Raw genomic sequence first — 16,555 nt, forward strand, 5'->3', positions numbered from 1 at the left:
CTTTCTCACCCTGGAGGATACCTCCCGGCGGATGCGCTTCATTTGCGAAGTTTCCAATACATGACACAGTCAATTTCCGCCTATCGGCGCGAATGGTTTTCGAACATTCGCGGCGATCTCCTTGCCGGCATCGTCGTTGCGCTCGCGCTCATCCCCGAAGCTGTCGGTTTTTCCATCATTGCCGGCGTTGATCCAAAGGTCGGCCTGTTCGCCTCGGTCGCCATTGCCTGCACCACCGCGATTACCGGTGGCCGCCCGGCCATGATTTCGGCCGCCACAGCTGCCACTGCGGTGCTGATGGGGCCCCTTGTACGCGATCACGGCATCCAGTACCTGTTTGCCGCAACCATCCTGATGGGCATCCTGCAGATCTTCGCCGGCATGCTGAAACTCGGTCGCCTGATGCGGTTCGTGTCGAAATCGGTCATGACCGGCTTCGTCAACTCACTGGCGATCCTGATTTTTTTGGCTCAGCTTCCGCAGCTCATCAACGTTCCCGAAGTAACCTACCTGCTCATCGCATTGGCGCTCGGCATCATCTATCTGTTTCCCTATGTAACAAAAGCCATTCCGTCACCCCTTGTGGCGATCGCTGCCGTTACCATTCTGGCGCTCTCCTTCGGCATAGAGGTTCCGACCGTTGCCGATCTCGGCGCGATGCCGACGGCGCTTCCGGACTTCCTGTTGCCGGACGTACCACTGACCTTCGAGACGCTGCGGATCATCTTTCCGTATTCGCTGGCACTCGCAGCCGTCGGTCTTCTGGAATCGCTGCTGACCGCACAGATCGTCGACGAAATGACAGACACGACCAGCAGCAAGACAAAAGAATGTTTCGGTCAGGGCAGCGGCAACATCGTTGCAGCCCTGTTCGGCGGCATGGGCGGCTGCGCCATGATCGGCCAATCGGTGATCAACGTCACGTCAGGCGGGCGAGGCCGGCTTTCGACCTTTGCCTCCGGCATATACCTGCTGATCCTGCTTCTGGTACTTGATGATATCCTGCGCATTGTGCCGGTTGCAGCACTCGTGGCCGTCATGATCATGGTGGCGATCGGCACGTTCTCTTGGAAGTCGGTGATCGATCTCAAGCGGCATCCCGGTACATCCTCAATCGTCATGCTCTCAACCGTCGCGGTTGTTCTGGCAACGCACGATCTGTCGAAGGGCGTCATCGTCGGCGTGCTTCTGTCGGGTGTGTTCTTTGCGGGCAAGGTGGCCAGGATGGTGCGCGTGTCCTCCAGCCTTTCCGAAGACGGCAAGGCAAGAACCTATGCGGTTGAAGGACAGGTCTTCTTCGCCTCGGCAGACGCTCTCGTTGATGCCTTCGATTTCGCCGAAAGCCTGGAGCGCGTCACGATCGACGTTCGCCGTGCGCACCTCTGGGATATCTCGGCCGTCGGTGCACTCGACCGTGCAGTGATGAAATTCCGTAGCCGCGGCATCGCCGTCGAGGTGATCGGTGCCAACGAGGCAAGCGCCTCGATGATCGACCGGTTCGCGCTGCACGACAAGGAACACGCAGCCCTTTCGGCAACCCCCGGACACTGAAGCGGCGCACCTATCCTGAACAAAACAAAGCCCCGGCAATCGCTTGCCGGGGCTTTTTCATTCATTCCGTAGAGGGAAGCGATCAGTCGTTCGCGAAGACCTTGACGCCCAGCACGTTGGGCAGCGTGTTCGGTGCGCCCATCGCTGCGCCCATGATCATCGGGAACGGAACAGGGTTTGCCGGCTCTGCTGTGATCGTCAGGTTCTCGGGCTTGTCGAGATAGGTGTTGACGGCCTGGCTCAGCATGTTCTGCAGTTCCGGAATGTTGTACTGCGACAGCACGATCGGCGTCATCGCCTTGATCATCTGTGCCATCTGCGGGCCGTTCGAACCCTGCTTCTTGCCGGCATAATCCAGCGCCTTCGCCGTCACGCCGTCATCCTCGAAGCGGATCTGGGCGGCGTTGAACGTGAGCCGCTGCATCAGGCCGAGCATGGCAAGGTTTGCCGCCTGCTGCGCTTCCTGCTTGTTCGGGTTGGCTTCCAGCGCCTTTGCGGTTTCCTGCGCGGACTTCAGGAAGTCGATCGTATAGCCGGAAAAGCTGAAGGACAGGTCGAGGCGGCCAACCTTGTCGAAGTCGATCGCATATTCCTCGACGGCGACAGTACCGTCGTTCTGCGTCCATGTGCCGTTGAGGTTGATGCTGCCATCCAGAGTGTTGACCCCAAGCGCCTGGATTGCCTCGCGCGACTGCGGGTCGTCGATGATGCTGAGATCCGCCTTGATTTCGTTCAGCGCCATATCGAAGTCGATACCGGAATTGTCGTCCGCAACCTCCGTCGTGACGCTGCTCGGGCCGACTGTGAGAACGGTCTTGCCGCCGACTGCGACGGTCGTGGCGCCGGTCTTGGCTTCCTCGTAGAGCAGGAGCGACTCGATTGTGTTCTTCGTGGCGTCCGCCGGTACCGTGACGCCGCTCATCGTGATGTCGGACGCGCTGATGGTGGTGGCTTCATGCGAAACGTTGATGTTGGGGAAGGTCACCTTGTCGATCGTGTAGCCACCCTCGGCTTCTTCGACGCCATCCATCGTCACAGTGCCGATCGGCATCTTCTGCGGAGCCCCTGAGGGATTGTAGGTTGCGCCTGTCAGCGTCACCTTCGACCCGTCGACGGCAACCGACTGAGCTTCGAGCGCGCCGCCCTGGATGACGAGCGCGGCGTTGATCTTCTTCAGAAGATCGTTGCCGTCGAGAGCCAAGGCCGGCCCGGCAAACACCGACAGCGCTGTGGCGGCGGCAAGCAGGCGCGCCGTGGTGGAAAAGTGGGTCATAGGTCCTCCTGGCGGGCGGCACGGCCCGGGATCAATTACAGTCTGGCTGAGGCAAGAGTTAAGGCGGACGGTGCAAAACGTCCATGCCGTAGTGTCCATTCGCTTCGGCATAATTGCGGCAGCGTAAATGTTTGTCGCCAAACAGTGAAAACTTGTGTCATCGGCCCGATCATCCACAGGGCGTTTGGATAGGTTTCTTGCCGGGAATCAGGGATTTCTATAGTCAAGTGCCATGGGAAAAATTGTAACTCCACCTGGCGACGGCTCGGGAGACGGCGGCGGCGACCACATTCAGGCGGTTGACCTGAAGGCAGCGCTCGAAGAGCGCTATCTTGCCTACGCTCTTTCCACGATCATGCACCGTGCTCTGCCTGATGTGCGCGACGGTCTGAAACCCGTCCATCGCCGTATCGTCTACGCGATGAACGAGATGGGCCTTCGCCCCAACTCGGCCTTCCGCAAATGCGCGAAGATCGTCGGTGAAGTGATGGGTAACTACCATCCGCACGGCGACCAATCGATCTACGATGCGCTTGCCCGTCTCGCGCAGGATTTCTCGCAGCGCTATCCGCTGGTCAACGGCCAGGGCAATTTCGGCAATATCGACGGCGATAGCCCCGCCGCGATGCGTTACACCGAATCGAAGATGACTGCCGTTGCCGAACTGCTGCTGCAGGGAATCGGCGAGGATGCGGTCGACTTTCGCGATACCTATGACGAGAGCAACTCCGAACCGACGGTTCTGCCCGGTGCCTTCCCGAACCTGCTGGCCAACGGCGCCTCCGGGATCGCGGTCGGCATGGCGACGTCGATCCCGTCGCACAATGCCCATGAAGTCTGCGACGCGGCGCTGCATCTCATCGCCCATCCGGATGCCAGCGTCGAAAAGCTGCTCGAGTTCATGCCGGGTCCGGATCTTCCGACCGGCGGCATCATCATCGATAACCGCGAGTCGATCCTCGAGAGCTACAAGACAGGTCGCGGCGGCTTCCGCGTCCGCGCCAAGTGGGAGATCGAGGATCTCGGCCGCGGCGGCTATCAGATCGTCGTCACCGAAATTCCCTACCAGGTGCAGAAGTCGCGCCTGATCGAAAAGATCGCCGAACTGCTGATTGCCCGCAGGCTGCCGCTGCTCGACGACATCCGCGACGAATCCGCCGAAGACGTCCGCATCATCATCGTGCCGAAGAACCGCACGGTCGATGCGACGCTGCTGATGGAATCGATGTTCAAGCTGACCGAGCTTGAAAACCGCATTCCGCTCAACATGAACTTGCTCTCGATGGGGCGCGTGCCGCGGGTGATGGCGCTGAACGAGGTGCTGCTCGAATGGCTGGCGCATCGCAAGGACGTGCTGGTTCGCCGCTCCCGCTACCGTCTGGCAGCAATCGACCGGCGGCTGGAAATCCTCGGCGGCCTGCTGATCGCCTACCTCAACATCGACGAGGTGATCCGCATCATCCGCGAGGAGGACGAGCCGAAGCCTGTCATGGTGGCGCGCTGGTCTCTGACCGACCTGCAGGTGGAATCGATCCTCAACATGCGGCTGCGCAATTTGCGCAAGCTCGAAGAGTTCGAGATCCGCACCGAGCACGATAATCTGACCAAGGAAAAGGGCGAGATCGAAGCGCTTCTCGCCTCCGACGAACAGCAGTGGAAGACCGTCGCCTGGGAGATCCAGGAGGTCAAGAAACAGTATGCCAAGGCGACCGAGCTCGGCCGCCGGCGCACCCAGTTCGCCAATGCGCCGGAAGCCAATCTGGAAGCAATCCAACAGGCGATGATCGAAAAGGAACCGATCACCGTCGTGATTTCGCAGAAGGGCTGGATCCGCGCTTTGAAGGGGCATGTGACCGATACGTCGGGCCTCGTCTTCAAGGAAGGAGACGGACCGAAGATCGCGTTCACGGCGCAGACGACCGACAAGCTGCTGCTGGTGACAACAGGCGGCAAGGCCTACACGCTCGGCGCCGATAAGCTGCCGGGCGGCCGCGGCCATGGCGAGCCGATCCGCATCATCGTCGACATGGAGAACGACCAGGACATCCTGACCGCCTTCGTCCACGACGCCAGCCGCAAGATGGTGATCGCGTCGACAGCGGGCTATGGCTTTGTCATTGCCGAAAGCGAGATGGTGGCCAACACCCGCAAGGGCAAGCAAGTCATGAACGTCTCGATGCCGGACGAGGCAAAGCTTGTCGTTCAGGTCAAGGGCGATCACGTCGCGATTGTCGGCGAGAACCGCAAGATGCTGGTCTTTCCGCTCGACCAGTTGCCGGAAATGACACGCGGCAAGGGCGTGCGCCTGCAGCGCTACAAGGACGGCGGCATCTCCGACATCAAGTGTTTCGCAATCGATACCGGGCTTGCCTGGGAAGACAGTGCCGGACGCGCCTTCAACCGCAGCAAGGATGAGCTTCTCGAATGGATGGGTGACCGCGCCTCCGCCGGCCGCACCGTTCCGAAGGGCTTTCCGCGCAGCGGCAAATTCGCCGGCTGATCAGGCCTTTGGATTGAGACGGTTCGCCCTGATGGGCGGACCGGTTCAGGGGTAGGGGACCGTGTGATCGCGAAGGAACCGCGCTGCACCATCCTCGTCGATCTCGCCGGCTGCGACGGAGAGGATGAATTGGTAGAGCGTGGCGTCATCGGTATCGATGGCATACCCGTTGTCCATCAGGAAGACACCGGCTGAGACGATCGCGATCCGCTTGTTTCCGTCGATAAAAGCATTGTTCATTGCAAGAACGTAAAGATACGCTACCGCCAGCTCGATGAGGTCTGTCGATCCATATGCAACCTTGTTGACGGCAAGCATCAGCGCAGATTCCAGCGCGCCCTCATCGCGCAAACCATAAGCCCCACCGAATCTTTCGATCTGGCGCAGGTGGAGGCGTTCAACCAGCGCTCGTGAAAGAAATTGGATGGCCATCACTCGGCCAGCTTCTTGAGGGCAACCTTGTATCTGTCCATGAAGCGCTCCGCATGCTCTAGCTGATGGTTGAAATCGTCATCGAGCGGCTTCAAGACCAGCTTCCCTGCTTCTTCGCTAAGATCGATATTATCTCCCGCGCGCAAACCCCATCCGCTCCAGAATCTCCTTCGGGATGATGATGCCTTCAGAATTGCCGATCTTGCGGATGGTGGTCTTGATGCGCGTATCCTCGTGTTGCAACGCGAGTTACAACATGAGGATGGCCGATTTGCAATGCCGTCGGGAGAGGGGGCGTCAGACGTCGCGCGCCGGATCGGCAAGTTCCCATCCGCGGGCCGTCAGGTGTTCCTGAGGCTGGTAGCGGGTCTTGTAGCCCATCTTGGGCGAGTTCTTCACCCAGTAGCCGAGATAGACATGCGGCAGTCCGAGCGTCTTCGTGCGGTTGATATGGTCGAGGATCATGAAGGTGCCGAGAGAGCGCTTTTCGAGATCGGGATTGAAGAAGGAATAGACCATCGACAGCCCGTCGCTCATCATGTCGGTCAGCGCCACGGCGAGCAATTCGCCCCTCGGCGTGCCGGCGATACCGTCTCCCGGCTCGCGGCGGCGGTATTCGATGACGCGGGTGTTGACGTGCGAATCCTCGACCATGATCGCGTAGTCGAGGGCGGACATGTCCGACATCCCGCCGCGCTGGTGACGGCTGTCGAGATACCGTCGGAACAGGGAGAACTGTTCGGTCGACGGCTGCGCTGGACCAAGGGTCGCAATGATGTCGCTGTTGGTCGCGAGAACGCGCCTCATGGACTTCGCCGGCTGGAAGTCGCCTGCAAGGATTCGAACAGAAACGCAGGCACGGCACGCTTCGCAGGCTGGCCGGTAGGCGATGTTCTGGGACCGTCGAAACCCGCCTTGGGTCAATAGGTCGTTCATCTCCGCCGCGCGAGGACCGACGAGATGCGTGAACACCTTGCGTTCCATTTCACCCGATAGATACGGACAAATCGCCGGTGCCGTCAGGTAGAACTGAGGTGATGGCGTTGTCTGTGTGTTCATGGAGGTGCAGCCCGGTCCGTCGTCTTGCTCGTGGCGCTACTGATCCTAGCATGGCGCATAACGCGGAAACGTCAACTGGCGCATTTGCCGGTTGACGCATCCCTGGATCACTGTTGCGGTCTTACGACCTGCGGACGACGACGGTGCCGAGGAGGAGATCGTGAACCAGCCGCGAGCGCTCGATAAACAGGCCGGCCAGGAGCACCAGCGGCGTCAGTACCGAATTGATCACCCAGAACAGTACCGTGTGAACCATGGCAGTCAGGAAATCCATCCGGCGCCCGTCGACCCGTGTCATGGCAAGCCCCATGGCGCGCATGCCCGGAGATCCCTGGCTGGCGCCACCGAGCGTCAGGCCGAAATAGAGGAGGGCGACAATGAAGAACAACGCGGGATAGAGCATGAAGCCAAGCCCGAGCGTCAGAATTCCCAAGAAGAACACGATCACCGCTGCAGGGATGCACAGCAGAAGAACGAACAGGTAATCGATGACGAAGGCGAAGATCCGGCGTGACAGAACGCCGCTATAGGCGCGCCAATTGTCCGGTGCGGCATAGGTCGGGTTCGGTTCGAAGCTCATTCGCGTGGTTCTCCAGTTGTACCAAACCCGATATAAGAGGTGGCAAGCCCAACAGCAAGGTTTGCCACCATAGGCTTTAAACCCGGCCGAGTTTCTTCGCGGCCTCGATCGCAAAGTAGGTCAGGATGCCGTCGCAGCCGGCGCGCTTGAAGCAGAGCAGCGTCTCCATCATGATCCGGTCGCCGTCGATCCAGCCGTTCATCGCCGCCGCCTTGATCTGCGAATATTCGCCGGAGACCTGATAGGCGTAGGTCGGCAGGCCGAAAGCTTCCTTCACGCGCCAACAGATGTCGAGATAGGCGATACCCGGCTTGACCATCAGCATGTCGGCGCCTTCTTCCACGTCGAGTGCCGCGTCGCGCATCGCTTCGGTGCCGTTGGCGGGCGAGATGTAATAGGCGTTCTTGTCGCCCTTCAGGAGCCCGCTCGTATTGATCGCCTCACGGTACGGACCGTAAAATCCCGAGGAGAACTTTGTCGCATAGGACATGATGCCGACATCCTGGTGACCGGCAGCGTCGAGCCCGCGGCGGATGGCGCCGATGCGACCGTCCATCATCTCGGACGGCGCGATGATGTCGGCACCTGCATCCGCCTGCAGGACCGCCGCCTTGATCACCTGATCAACCGTCTCGTCGTTGACGATGATGCCCTCACGCAGGATGCCGTCATGGCCATGGCTGGTGAATGGATCGAGCGCCACGTCGGTGATGACGCCGATATTGGGCACCGCTTTCTTCGCGGCGATGGTGAACTGGTTGATGAGGTTGTTCGGATCGAGGATCGCTGATCCCGTCTCATCGCGCAGGTTCATCTCGATGTCGGGGAAGGGCGCAACAGCTGGAATGCCGAGATCGGCCGCTTCCCGTATGGCTTCCACCGCCTTGTCGACGCTCATCCGGTTGACCCCGGGCATCGACTTGATCGGATCAACGATGCCGGTGCCGGGCACGATGAAGATCGGCCAGATCAGGTCGTCCACGGTCAGCCGGTTCTCCTGCACCATGCGTCGCGTCCAGTCTGCCTTGCGGTTGCGCCGCATGCGGCGATGACCGGTGACGTGGTCGACGAGGTGGGTCTTGTCCATGACGGATACTCCGTTCTTATTGCTCGCTGCTGACGAGAGCGTTTCCTGGCTGGATTGAAACATTCTGCCGGAGCAGGCTTGTGTCAGGTCAAACGCTCTAACACGCGAGAAACTGTTTATGAATGGGGCTTACTGCGCATTGCTGCCATGCGGCCTGCTGGCGGCTCGCGACGTCTCCCGATATGATCGCCGGCATGGAATCTGATTCACCCACGGTACCCAAGCGCACGCTGACGGAAATCCTTTTCGTCGTCTTCCTCAGGATTATCGCGGTTGCCTGCCTATGGTTCGGCATCCAGTACTGGGCGATGCTGGTCGGCTATTCGCTGCACGGCATGGCGCGCTTTGATCTTCTGGCGCCGCCATGGAAAGTGGCGGCGGCCTCGCTTGCCGTTCTGTTTCCGGTTGCCTCGCTCGGTTTGTGGCTCACCGTGTCCTGGGGCGCGGTGCTCTGGACTATCGCAGCGTTCTCGCAGGTGCTGATGTATCTCGTCTGGCCAGAAATCTTCGGACGGAACACTCTTGTGCCCATCCTGCACGGCCTCGTGGCCGCCATTTACGGCGTGTTTCGGCTCTCTTTATGGCTGGAAGAGCGGCGCAAGGCGGAGCGGGTAAGGATTGATTCACCTTGACCCTAAAGCTTTGGCGCCTTTATTTGGCCTGAAATTTCGACCTAACCCATTGATTTCAATAGGGCGGAAATAAGGGTGAGGGGGAGGCAGCTAGACTGCCGACGATTGGAAAAACTTCTGCAAGATTTTGTTAACCCTTTGTTTTAAGTCGAATTTTATGCGCTTTCGTTAGTGTCTGTCTCAAGGCGGGAATAAACAAACACACCGCCAAGCAAAACAGTGAGGCAGTCATGATGAACACGAAAATGAAGCCGCAGGCACCGGTCGCAGCAGACTTCAACGAAGACCCGATCCGTTCGCTTTACATGGAATCGCTCCACCTGGTCGAGCGCCTTCACCGCCGCCTGCTCGACGTCATCAAGGACGAGTTCGACCGCCAGGGTCGCGACGACGTCAACGCCATCCAGGCACTTCTCCTTTTCAACATCGGCAACTCGGAACTGACTGCCGGTGAACTGCGCTCGCGCGGTTACTATCTCGGCTCCAACGTTTCCTACAACGTCAAGAAGCTGGTCGACCTCGGTTTCATTAACCACCAGCGTTCGCGCATCGACCGCCGCTCGGTCCGCATCAGCCTGACCAAGGAAGGCCAGGAAGTCGCAGAAACCGTCGCCAAGCTCTATGATCGCCACGTCGGCTCGATCGAAAAGGTCGGCGGCATCGGCGAGGGCGAGTTCTCGCAGATGAACAAGCTGCTGCAGCGCCTCGACCGTTTCTGGAACGACAGCATCGCTTACCGCATGTAATATCTGCCATCGCCGCGCCGCGCTCCTGAACCACCGGAGGCGCGACGGCGGCACGGCAAAGACAACTGTCGGCGCCTGCATTTCCTCCAGTCATGCAGTGGCACGACACACATATCGGGCGGAGCGTAGCAATACGCTCCGCCGATCCCGTTTCAGAGCTCCAGATGTCCTCTATCATGGTCGCCTGATGCAGGCTCTTTCAGAACACCGGAACGCAGCGTTCTCTCGCTCCACAGCGCACTCCCAACCTCCCGAAATGGCTTCGAGTTCGCGCCTGCCACATTTCCCGTTGAGTATCTCGAAGGAGGCCGAAAAGTCACGCTTTCACACGGCTTTGTGACGCTGCGGCAACTGACACGAATTGGCCATATTGCTATGGGACCGCCATGCTTGAACAGGTTCGGGAAACTCGTGCTACTCCAGATGACCCCCCGAGCATTTCCAGCAGCCCAGCCGCGAAATTTTGCGCGTTTATTAACCATATCCCTGTAGCGCTTTTGTTTTGAAGCCTCTGGGACCAGATGGACAGGATGATGTCGAAAAAGATCGGATCGGAATTGCTTTCCCGCCGCGCCATGTTGCGTTCGGCCGTCTCCGTGGGTGCCGCCGTTCTGGCCGCGCCGGCTTTGGCGCAGTCGACGCTCGATGGCATCATGACCGCGCCCCGTCGTGGCAACTGGGATGACCAGTTCGATGCGCGTGGTTCGCGCTCGGCCGTCGGTGTCGTCTCCAACAATCCGATCCTTGGTTCCGAAGGCCCGGCAAACATCCAGCAGGCAATTGCCTTCTATCAGCAGATTGTCTCTGCAGGTGGCTGGCCAGATGTCAATTCGTCCGTGCGCCTGCAGCTCGGCGTCGTTGATCCGTCGGTGCAGAACCTGCGCCGTCGCCTGATGATCGCCGGCGATCTCGATCAGTCCGCAGGCATGTCCAGCTCGTTCGACAGCAATGTCGACGGTGCGGTCAAGCGCTTCCAGGCCCGTCACGGCCTGCCGGCAGATGGCGTGCTTGGCGAATTCAGCGTCAAGGCGATGAACGTTCCGGCCCAGACACGTCTGATGCAGCTCGAAACCAACCGGGTTCGCCTGCAGTCGATGTCGGGTGATCTCGGTTCGCGTTACGTCATGGTCAACATCCCGGCGGCCTATGTTGAAGCGGTCGAGAACGATCGCGTGGCGCTGCGCACCAATGCGGTCGTCGGCCGTATCGACCGCCCGACCCATGCGATCAATTCGAAGATCTACGAAGTCATCCTCAATCCTTACTGGACCGCACCGCGCTCGATCGTCGAAAAAGACATCGTGCCGTTGATGCGCAAGGACCCGACCTACCTGACGCGCAACAACATCCGTCTGATCGACGGTCGTGGCCAGGAAGTGTCGCCGGAAACCGTGGATTGGAATGCCCCCAAGGCGCCGAACTTCATGTTCCGCCAGGATCCGGGCAAGATCAACGCGATGTCCTCGACGAAGATCAACTTCCACAACCCGAACAACGAATACATGCACGACACGCCCCAGCAGGGCCTGTTCAACAAGCTGATGCGCTTTGAGTCCTCGGGCTGCATGCGTATCCAGAACGTGCGCGATCTCGTGACCTGGCTGCTGCGTGACACGCCCGGCTGGTCGCGTCAGGAAATCGAACGGGTTATCGCTGCTCGCCAGAACAACCCGATCAAGCTCAGCCAGGAAGTTCCGGTCTATATCGTCTATGTCACGGCATGGTCGGCAAAGGACCAGGTCGTCCAGTTCCGCGACGACATCTACCAGCGCGACGGCAACCAGGAACTGGCTCTGCAGACCACGACCGGCGTGGAGCGTGCCTCCGGTGCGATCACCGAACAGGATCTCCTGCCGCAATAAGCAGGACGTCGCTGACGAACGACCAATTCGATTGAAAGGCCGCATCGCCCAAAAGGGTGGTGCGGCCTTTTGCCGTTGTCTCGAAACGGAGTTGGACGCGCAAATGTCGCTCCGTGTATTGCCCTGATCGGAAGGGAAGGCTAAGACGCGTCACATCGCCTGCCACCCTTCGAGGAGCCTCGCACATGTCCAATACCGAAGCATTCTTCTCCCGCCCGCTGGCCGAATCCGATCCGGATATTTTCGGCGCGATCGAGAAGGAACTTGGCCGTCAGCGCCATGAGATCGAACTGATCGCCTCGGAAAACATCGTGTCGCGTGCCGTGCTCGAAGCCCAGGGCTCGATCATGACCAACAAGTATGCCGAGGGCTATCCGGGCAAGCGCTACTACGGCGGCTGCCAGTTCGTCGACATCGCCGAAGAGCTTGCCATCGAACGCGCCAAGAAGCTGTTCGGCGTCAACTTCGCCAACGTCCAGCCCAATTCCGGTTCGCAGATGAACCAAGCCGTGTTCCTGGCGCTGCTGCAGCCGGGCGACACATTCATGGGCCTCGATCTCAACTCGGGGGGACACCTGACCCACGGCTCGCCGGTCAACATGTCCGGCAAGTGGTTCAACGTTGTGTCCTACGGCGTTCGTGAAGGCGACAACCTTCTCGATATGGATGCCGTGGCCGAGAAGGCCCGCACGACCAAGCCGAAGCTGATCATCGCCGGCGGCACGGCCTATTCCCGCACCTGGGACTGGAAGCGTTTCCGCGAGATCGCCGACGAAGTCGGCGCCTATCTCATGGTCGACATGGCGCATATCGCCGGTCTCGTTGCCGGCAACCAGCATCCGTCGCCGTTCCCGCACTGCCATGTCGCGACCACCACGACCCACAAGTCGCTGCGCGGACCGCGCGGCGGTATGATCCTTACCAATGACGAGGATCTGGCGAAGAAATTCAACTCGGCTGTCTTCCCCGGCCTGCAGGGCGGCCCGCTGATGCATGTCATCGCCGCCAAGGCGGTGGCGTTCGGCGAAGCGCTGCAGCCTGAATTCCAGGATTATGCAGCTCAGATCGTCAAGAACGCCAAGGCCCTGTCGGAAACGCTCGTGGCAGGTGGTCTCGACATCGTCTCCGGCGGTACCGACAACCACCTGATGCTGGTCGATCTGCGCAAGAAGAACGCGACCGGAAAGCGGGCCGAAGCAGCGCTTGGCCGCGGCTATATCACCTGCAACAAGAACGGCATTCCGTTCGATCCTGAAAAGCCATTCGTCACGTCCGGTATCCGCCTCGGCACGCCGGCTGGCACGACGCGCGGCTTCAAGGAAGCCGAGTTCACCGAAATCGGCAACCTGATCGTCGAACTGCTTGACGGCCTGAAGACTGCCAATTCGGACGAGGGCAATGCGGTGGTGGAAGCGGGTGTCCGCGAAAAGGTGATGACGCTTACCAATCGCTTCCCGATGTACCCATACCTCTAAGGAAAAGCGATGCGCTGCCCCTATTGCGGTTCGGAAGATACCCAGGTTAAGGACTCGCGTCCGGCCGAGGATTTCACCTCCATAAGGCGGCGGCGCATTTGCCCTGACTGCGGCGGTCGCTTCACGACATTCGAGCGCGTGCAGTTGCGCGAGCTGCTGGTGTCGAAGAAGACCGGCCGCAAGGTACCGTTCGACCGCAACAAGCTGGTGCGGTCGTTCCAGATCGCGCTGCGCAAGCGGCCCGTCGATCCCGACCGCATCGAGCGTGCCGTCTCCGGCATCGTCCGGCGCCTCGAAAGCTCGGGCGAGAGCGAGATCTCCTCCGAAGAGATCGGCCTGCAGGTGCTCGAATCGCTGAAAAGCCTCGATGACGTTGCCTTCGTGCGCTACGCATCCGTCTATCGCGACTTCTCCCATGCGGAGGACTTCGAGAAAGTGATTTCCGAGATCAACGCCAAGATTGCCCGCGATCCCGGGCTGGAGTCCTGACGCCATGTCGGAGGCCGACGACCAGCGGTTCATGGCCGCAGCGCTGAGGCTGTCGCGCTGGCATGAAGGCCAGACCATGACCAATCCATCGGTCGGCTGCGTGCTCGTCAGGGACGGAGCGATTGTCGGCGCAGCGGTTACTGCCCGCGACGGCCGACCACATGCGGAAGCCCGCGCACTCGCCGTTGCCGGCGAGAAGGCGAGGGGTGCGACCGCCTATGTGACGCTCGAACCTTGCGCCCATCACGGCAAGACCCCGCCCTGCGCCAATGCGCTCGTGGCGGCCGGTGTTTCCCGCGTTGTCGTCAGCGTCGCCGATCCCGATCCGCGCGTCTCCGGTCAGGGATTGAAGATCCTGCACGATGCCGGCATCGCGACCGAGCTTGGCCTCATGGAAGATGACGGCAAGCGCGCGCTCGCCGGTTATCTCTCCCGCCAGATCCGCCACCGCCCTTACGTCACGCTCAAGCTTGCCGTCTCGGCCGATGGAATGCTGGGACGCCGTGGCGAGGAAGTACTGATCACCGGGCCGCTCGCCCGTGCCCAGGTGCATGTCATGCGCGCCGAAAGCGATGCGATCCTGGTCGGTATGGGAACCGTCCGTTCCGACGATCCGCAACTGACGGTCCGGCTTCCCGAGATGAGCGACAGATCGCCCGTCCGCATTATTCTAGATCGCCGTCTCGAACTGCCGCTCGACAGCCTTCTGGTGAAGTCTGCCCGCGACGTGCCTGTGATCGTCGCCTGCGTGCCGGTCTCGCAAGAGTCCGAAAAGCGCGAGAAACTTCTGGCCGCAGGTGTCGATGTGATCGAGGCAGGCGATCTCGCAGCACTTCTCGACCAGTTGGCGACACGCGGAATTTCCCTGCTGTTTGTCGAAGGCGGCGCGACGATCGGAAAGGCATTCCTTGATGCCGGCCTCGTCGACCGGATCGTGGTCTCGCAGGGACCGACGACGGTGGGTGAGGGTGGTCTTGAATCGCCTCTGTCGCCATCCGATATGCCGGAAGGGTTCAAGCTGGTTCGTCAGGATGCGTTCGGTCCCGACCGTTCCTACGATTTTCAGAAAATCGAGCAGTCATAGAGGTCGTCGATGTTTACCGGAATTGTCACCGATGTCGGAACCGTAGCGGCGACGACCCCGATGGACGAGGGCGTCAAGCTCCGCATCGCCACGAGCTACGATCCGAAGACCATCGCGATGGGCGCCTCGATCGCCCATGGAGGTGTCTGCCTGACCGTGACCAACTTGCCCGAGGACGGCAGCAATGAGCGCTGGTTCGAAGTGGAAGCCTGGGAAGAAGCGCTGCGGCTGACGACGATCGCTGGCTGGACATCCGGGACCCGCGTCAATCTGGAGCGGGCGCTGAAGATCGGCGACGAACTGGGCGGCCACATCGTCTCCGGCCATGTCGACGGCAAGGCGGAGATCCTGTCCGTGACCTCTGAAGGCGAAGCGGTACGCATCCGCCTGCGGGCGCCGGAAAGCCTTGCCCGCTTCGTCGCGCCTAAGGGATCGGTTGCGCTCGATGGCACATCCCTGACCGTCAATGCGGTCGATGGCACCGATTTCGACGTGCTGCTGATCAGGCACACGCTGGGCGTCACCACATGGGGCGATCGCCAGGCCGGCGATTTCGTCAATTTCGAAGTCGATACGATGGCCCGCTACGCAGCAAGGCTGGCCCAGTTCCCGACAGGCTGAGGCTGACCCGACGACATGCGGAAACAGGCGGCAGCGTGCAAGCTGCGCTCCTCCTGTTCCGCCCCGATGACGTTGCAGAATAGGTATTCGCGCCCTGCAACGCAGCGTTCAGCGAAAACCACTTGCCATTCCCGGCCGGGCATGTTTTGACCGCCGACTATTCGGCTTGTCGCCCAACGCGCCGATGTAACCAAGGTGAAATCATGCCGCAAGAAAACGCACCTCACATCCTGATCGTGGAAGCACGGTTTTATGACGACATGGCGGACGCGCTGCTCGATGGCGCAACGACCGCTCTCAAGGATGCGGGTGCGACCTACGACGTGGTGACGGTTCCCGGCGCGCTCGAAATTCCGCCGGCAATCGCGATGGCGCTCGATGCTGGCGATCAGGACGGCACGTCCTATGACGGCTTTGTCGCGCTCGGCATGGTCATCCGTGGCGAAACCTACCATTTCGACATCGTCTCGAACGAATCCTCGCGCGCGCTGATGGATCTTGCGGTCTCCGAATCGCTGGCGATCGGCAACGGCATCATGACCGTCGAGAACGACGAGCAGGCCTGGGTGCGCATCAAGCGGTCCGAGAAGGACAAGGGCGGCTTTGCGGCCCGTGCCTGCCTCACCATGATCGCACTGCGCGAAAAGCTGAATGGTGGTTGATAGAATGTCCAAAGAAGGCGAGCATCCGGTCAAGCCGGCAAATCAGCGTGGCGCGGCGCGTTTGGCAGCCGTTCAGGCCCTGTATCAGATGGATGTCGGCGGCACCGGCGTTCTCGAGGTCGTGGCCGAATATGAGGCCCATCGCCTCGGCCAGGAACTCGATGGCGATACCTATCTGAAGGCGGATGCCTCCTGGTTCCGCTCGATCGTCGCCGGCGTCGTACGCGATCAGGACAAGATCGACCCGCTGATCCGCTCGGCGCTGCAGGAAGACTGGCTGCTGTCGCGGATCGATTCCACCCTGCGCGCCATCCTGCGTGCCGGAACGTTCGAGATCGTCGAGCGCAAGGATGTCCCGGTGGCTGTCATCGTCACCGAATATGTCGAGATTGCCCGCGCGTTCTTCGAGGAAGACGAGCCGAAGGTCGTCAATGCGGTTCTCGACCGGATTGCCAAGCAAATCCGCGGCGACGCGAAGAAGTAACATCCCGGAAAGAGCATC

The 16,555-nt window shown here is 60.5% G+C and carries 16 protein-coding genes and 1 pseudogene; 11 read left to right on the forward strand and 6 right to left on the reverse strand.

All coding sequences use genetic code 11. The annotated features are described in order from the left end of the window. Positions 1-60 precede the first annotated feature (60 nt). Positions 61-1,551: a SulP family inorganic anion transporter gene (locus J3A65_RS07070; protein WP_062579937.1), complete on the forward strand. Its 1,491-nt coding sequence runs from the start codon at positions 61-63 to the stop codon at positions 1,549-1,551. Between the two features lie 82 nt (positions 1,552-1,633). On the opposite strand, the gene J3A65_RS07075 is transcribed toward J3A65_RS07070, so the two are convergent. Further along, positions 1,634-2,824: a hypothetical protein gene (locus J3A65_RS07075; RefSeq protein ID WP_209900539.1), complete on the reverse strand. Its 1,191-nt coding sequence runs from the start codon at positions 2,822-2,824 to the stop codon at positions 1,634-1,636. 232 nt (positions 2,825-3,056) lie between these two features. Here J3A65_RS07075 and parC point away from each other — a divergent pair, with 232 nt between their 5' ends. Beyond that, positions 3,057-5,324, forward strand: coding sequence for a DNA topoisomerase IV subunit A (gene parC, locus J3A65_RS07080; RefSeq protein ID WP_062579939.1), 2,268 nt, complete (start codon positions 3,057-3,059; stop codon positions 5,322-5,324). A 45-nt stretch (positions 5,325-5,369) separates the two neighbouring features. Here parC and J3A65_RS07085 read toward each other — a convergent pair whose 3' ends face one another. From J3A65_RS07085 to hemB, 5 genes and pseudogenes are all read right to left on the reverse strand, one after another. Further along, complete coding sequence (locus J3A65_RS07085) at positions 5,370-5,756, reverse strand: type II toxin-antitoxin system death-on-curing family toxin (RefSeq protein WP_092661935.1); 387 nt, start codon at positions 5,754-5,756, stop codon at positions 5,370-5,372. Beyond that, positions 5,756-5,978: pseudogene (locus J3A65_RS07090) on the reverse strand (AbrB/MazE/SpoVT family DNA-binding domain-containing protein). The gene J3A65_RS07085 and the pseudogene J3A65_RS07090 overlap by 1 nt, the downstream one beginning before the upstream one ends. A 75-nt stretch (positions 5,979-6,053) precedes the next feature. Further along, positions 6,054-6,815 (reverse strand): arginyltransferase, encoded by a 762-nt coding sequence (locus J3A65_RS07095; protein WP_209900541.1) that lies wholly within the window; start codon positions 6,813-6,815, stop codon positions 6,054-6,056. A gap of 121 nt (positions 6,816-6,936) precedes the next feature. Next, the gene (locus tag J3A65_RS07100; RefSeq protein ID WP_062453284.1) at positions 6,937-7,395 is read right to left on the reverse strand and encodes an RDD family protein; all 459 of its coding nucleotides are present in this window, start codon (positions 7,393-7,395) and stop codon (positions 6,937-6,939) included. A 76-nt stretch (positions 7,396-7,471) separates the two neighbouring features. Continuing rightward, the gene (hemB, locus tag J3A65_RS07105) at positions 7,472-8,482 is read right to left on the reverse strand and encodes a porphobilinogen synthase (protein WP_244474015.1); all 1,011 of its coding nucleotides are present in this window, start codon (positions 8,480-8,482) and stop codon (positions 7,472-7,474) included. A 194-nt stretch (positions 8,483-8,676) separates the two neighbouring features. Here hemB and J3A65_RS07110 point away from each other — a divergent pair, with 194 nt between their 5' ends. The 9 genes from J3A65_RS07110 (at position 8,677) to nusB (ending at position 16,537) form a co-directional block, all read left to right on the forward strand. Beyond that, on the forward strand, positions 8,677-9,114 hold the full coding sequence (locus tag J3A65_RS07110; RefSeq protein ID WP_062454738.1) for a DUF6163 family protein: 438 nt from the start codon (positions 8,677-8,679) through the stop codon (positions 9,112-9,114). A 233-nt stretch (positions 9,115-9,347) separates the two neighbouring features. Next, positions 9,348-9,860, forward strand: a complete 513-nt coding sequence (locus tag J3A65_RS07115; protein ID WP_209903378.1) for a MarR family winged helix-turn-helix transcriptional regulator — start codon at positions 9,348-9,350, stop codon at positions 9,858-9,860. Positions 9,861-10,393: 533 nt separating this feature from the next. Beyond that, positions 10,394-11,722 carry a L,D-transpeptidase family protein gene (locus J3A65_RS07120; RefSeq protein ID WP_062454734.1) on the forward strand — a complete coding sequence of 443 codons (1,329 nt, stop codon included), beginning with the start codon at positions 10,394-10,396 and terminating at the stop codon, positions 11,720-11,722. Between the two features lie 185 nt (positions 11,723-11,907). Further along, positions 11,908-13,197: a serine hydroxymethyltransferase gene (glyA, locus tag J3A65_RS07125; protein ID WP_062453282.1), complete on the forward strand. Its 1,290-nt coding sequence runs from the start codon at positions 11,908-11,910 to the stop codon at positions 13,195-13,197. Between the two features lie 9 nt (positions 13,198-13,206). After that, positions 13,207-13,686, forward strand: a complete 480-nt coding sequence (gene nrdR / locus J3A65_RS07130) for a transcriptional regulator NrdR (RefSeq protein ID WP_062453281.1) — start codon at positions 13,207-13,209, stop codon at positions 13,684-13,686. A gap of 4 nt (positions 13,687-13,690) precedes the next feature. Continuing rightward, positions 13,691-14,770 (forward strand): bifunctional diaminohydroxyphosphoribosylaminopyrimidine deaminase/5-amino-6-(5-phosphoribosylamino)uracil reductase RibD, encoded by a 1,080-nt coding sequence (gene ribD, locus J3A65_RS07135; protein ID WP_174195961.1) that lies wholly within the window; start codon positions 13,691-13,693, stop codon positions 14,768-14,770. 9 nt (positions 14,771-14,779) lie between these two features. Then, positions 14,780-15,391: a riboflavin synthase gene (locus tag J3A65_RS07140; RefSeq protein WP_062579946.1), complete on the forward strand. Its 612-nt coding sequence runs from the start codon at positions 14,780-14,782 to the stop codon at positions 15,389-15,391. 203 nt (positions 15,392-15,594) lie between these two features. After that, positions 15,595-16,053: a 6,7-dimethyl-8-ribityllumazine synthase gene (gene ribH / locus J3A65_RS07145; protein ID WP_062579948.1), complete on the forward strand. Its 459-nt coding sequence runs from the start codon at positions 15,595-15,597 to the stop codon at positions 16,051-16,053. Positions 16,054-16,057: 4 nt separating this feature from the next. Further along, positions 16,058-16,537 (forward strand): transcription antitermination factor NusB, encoded by a 480-nt coding sequence (gene nusB / locus J3A65_RS07150; protein ID WP_062453277.1) that lies wholly within the window; start codon positions 16,058-16,060, stop codon positions 16,535-16,537. The last annotated feature ends 18 nt before the right edge of the window (positions 16,538-16,555 follow it).

It is taken from the genome of Rhizobium sp. PvP014 (genome assembly GCF_017876855.1).
GTDB classification, from domain to species: Bacteria; Pseudomonadota; Alphaproteobacteria; order Rhizobiales; family Rhizobiaceae; genus Neorhizobium; species Neorhizobium soli.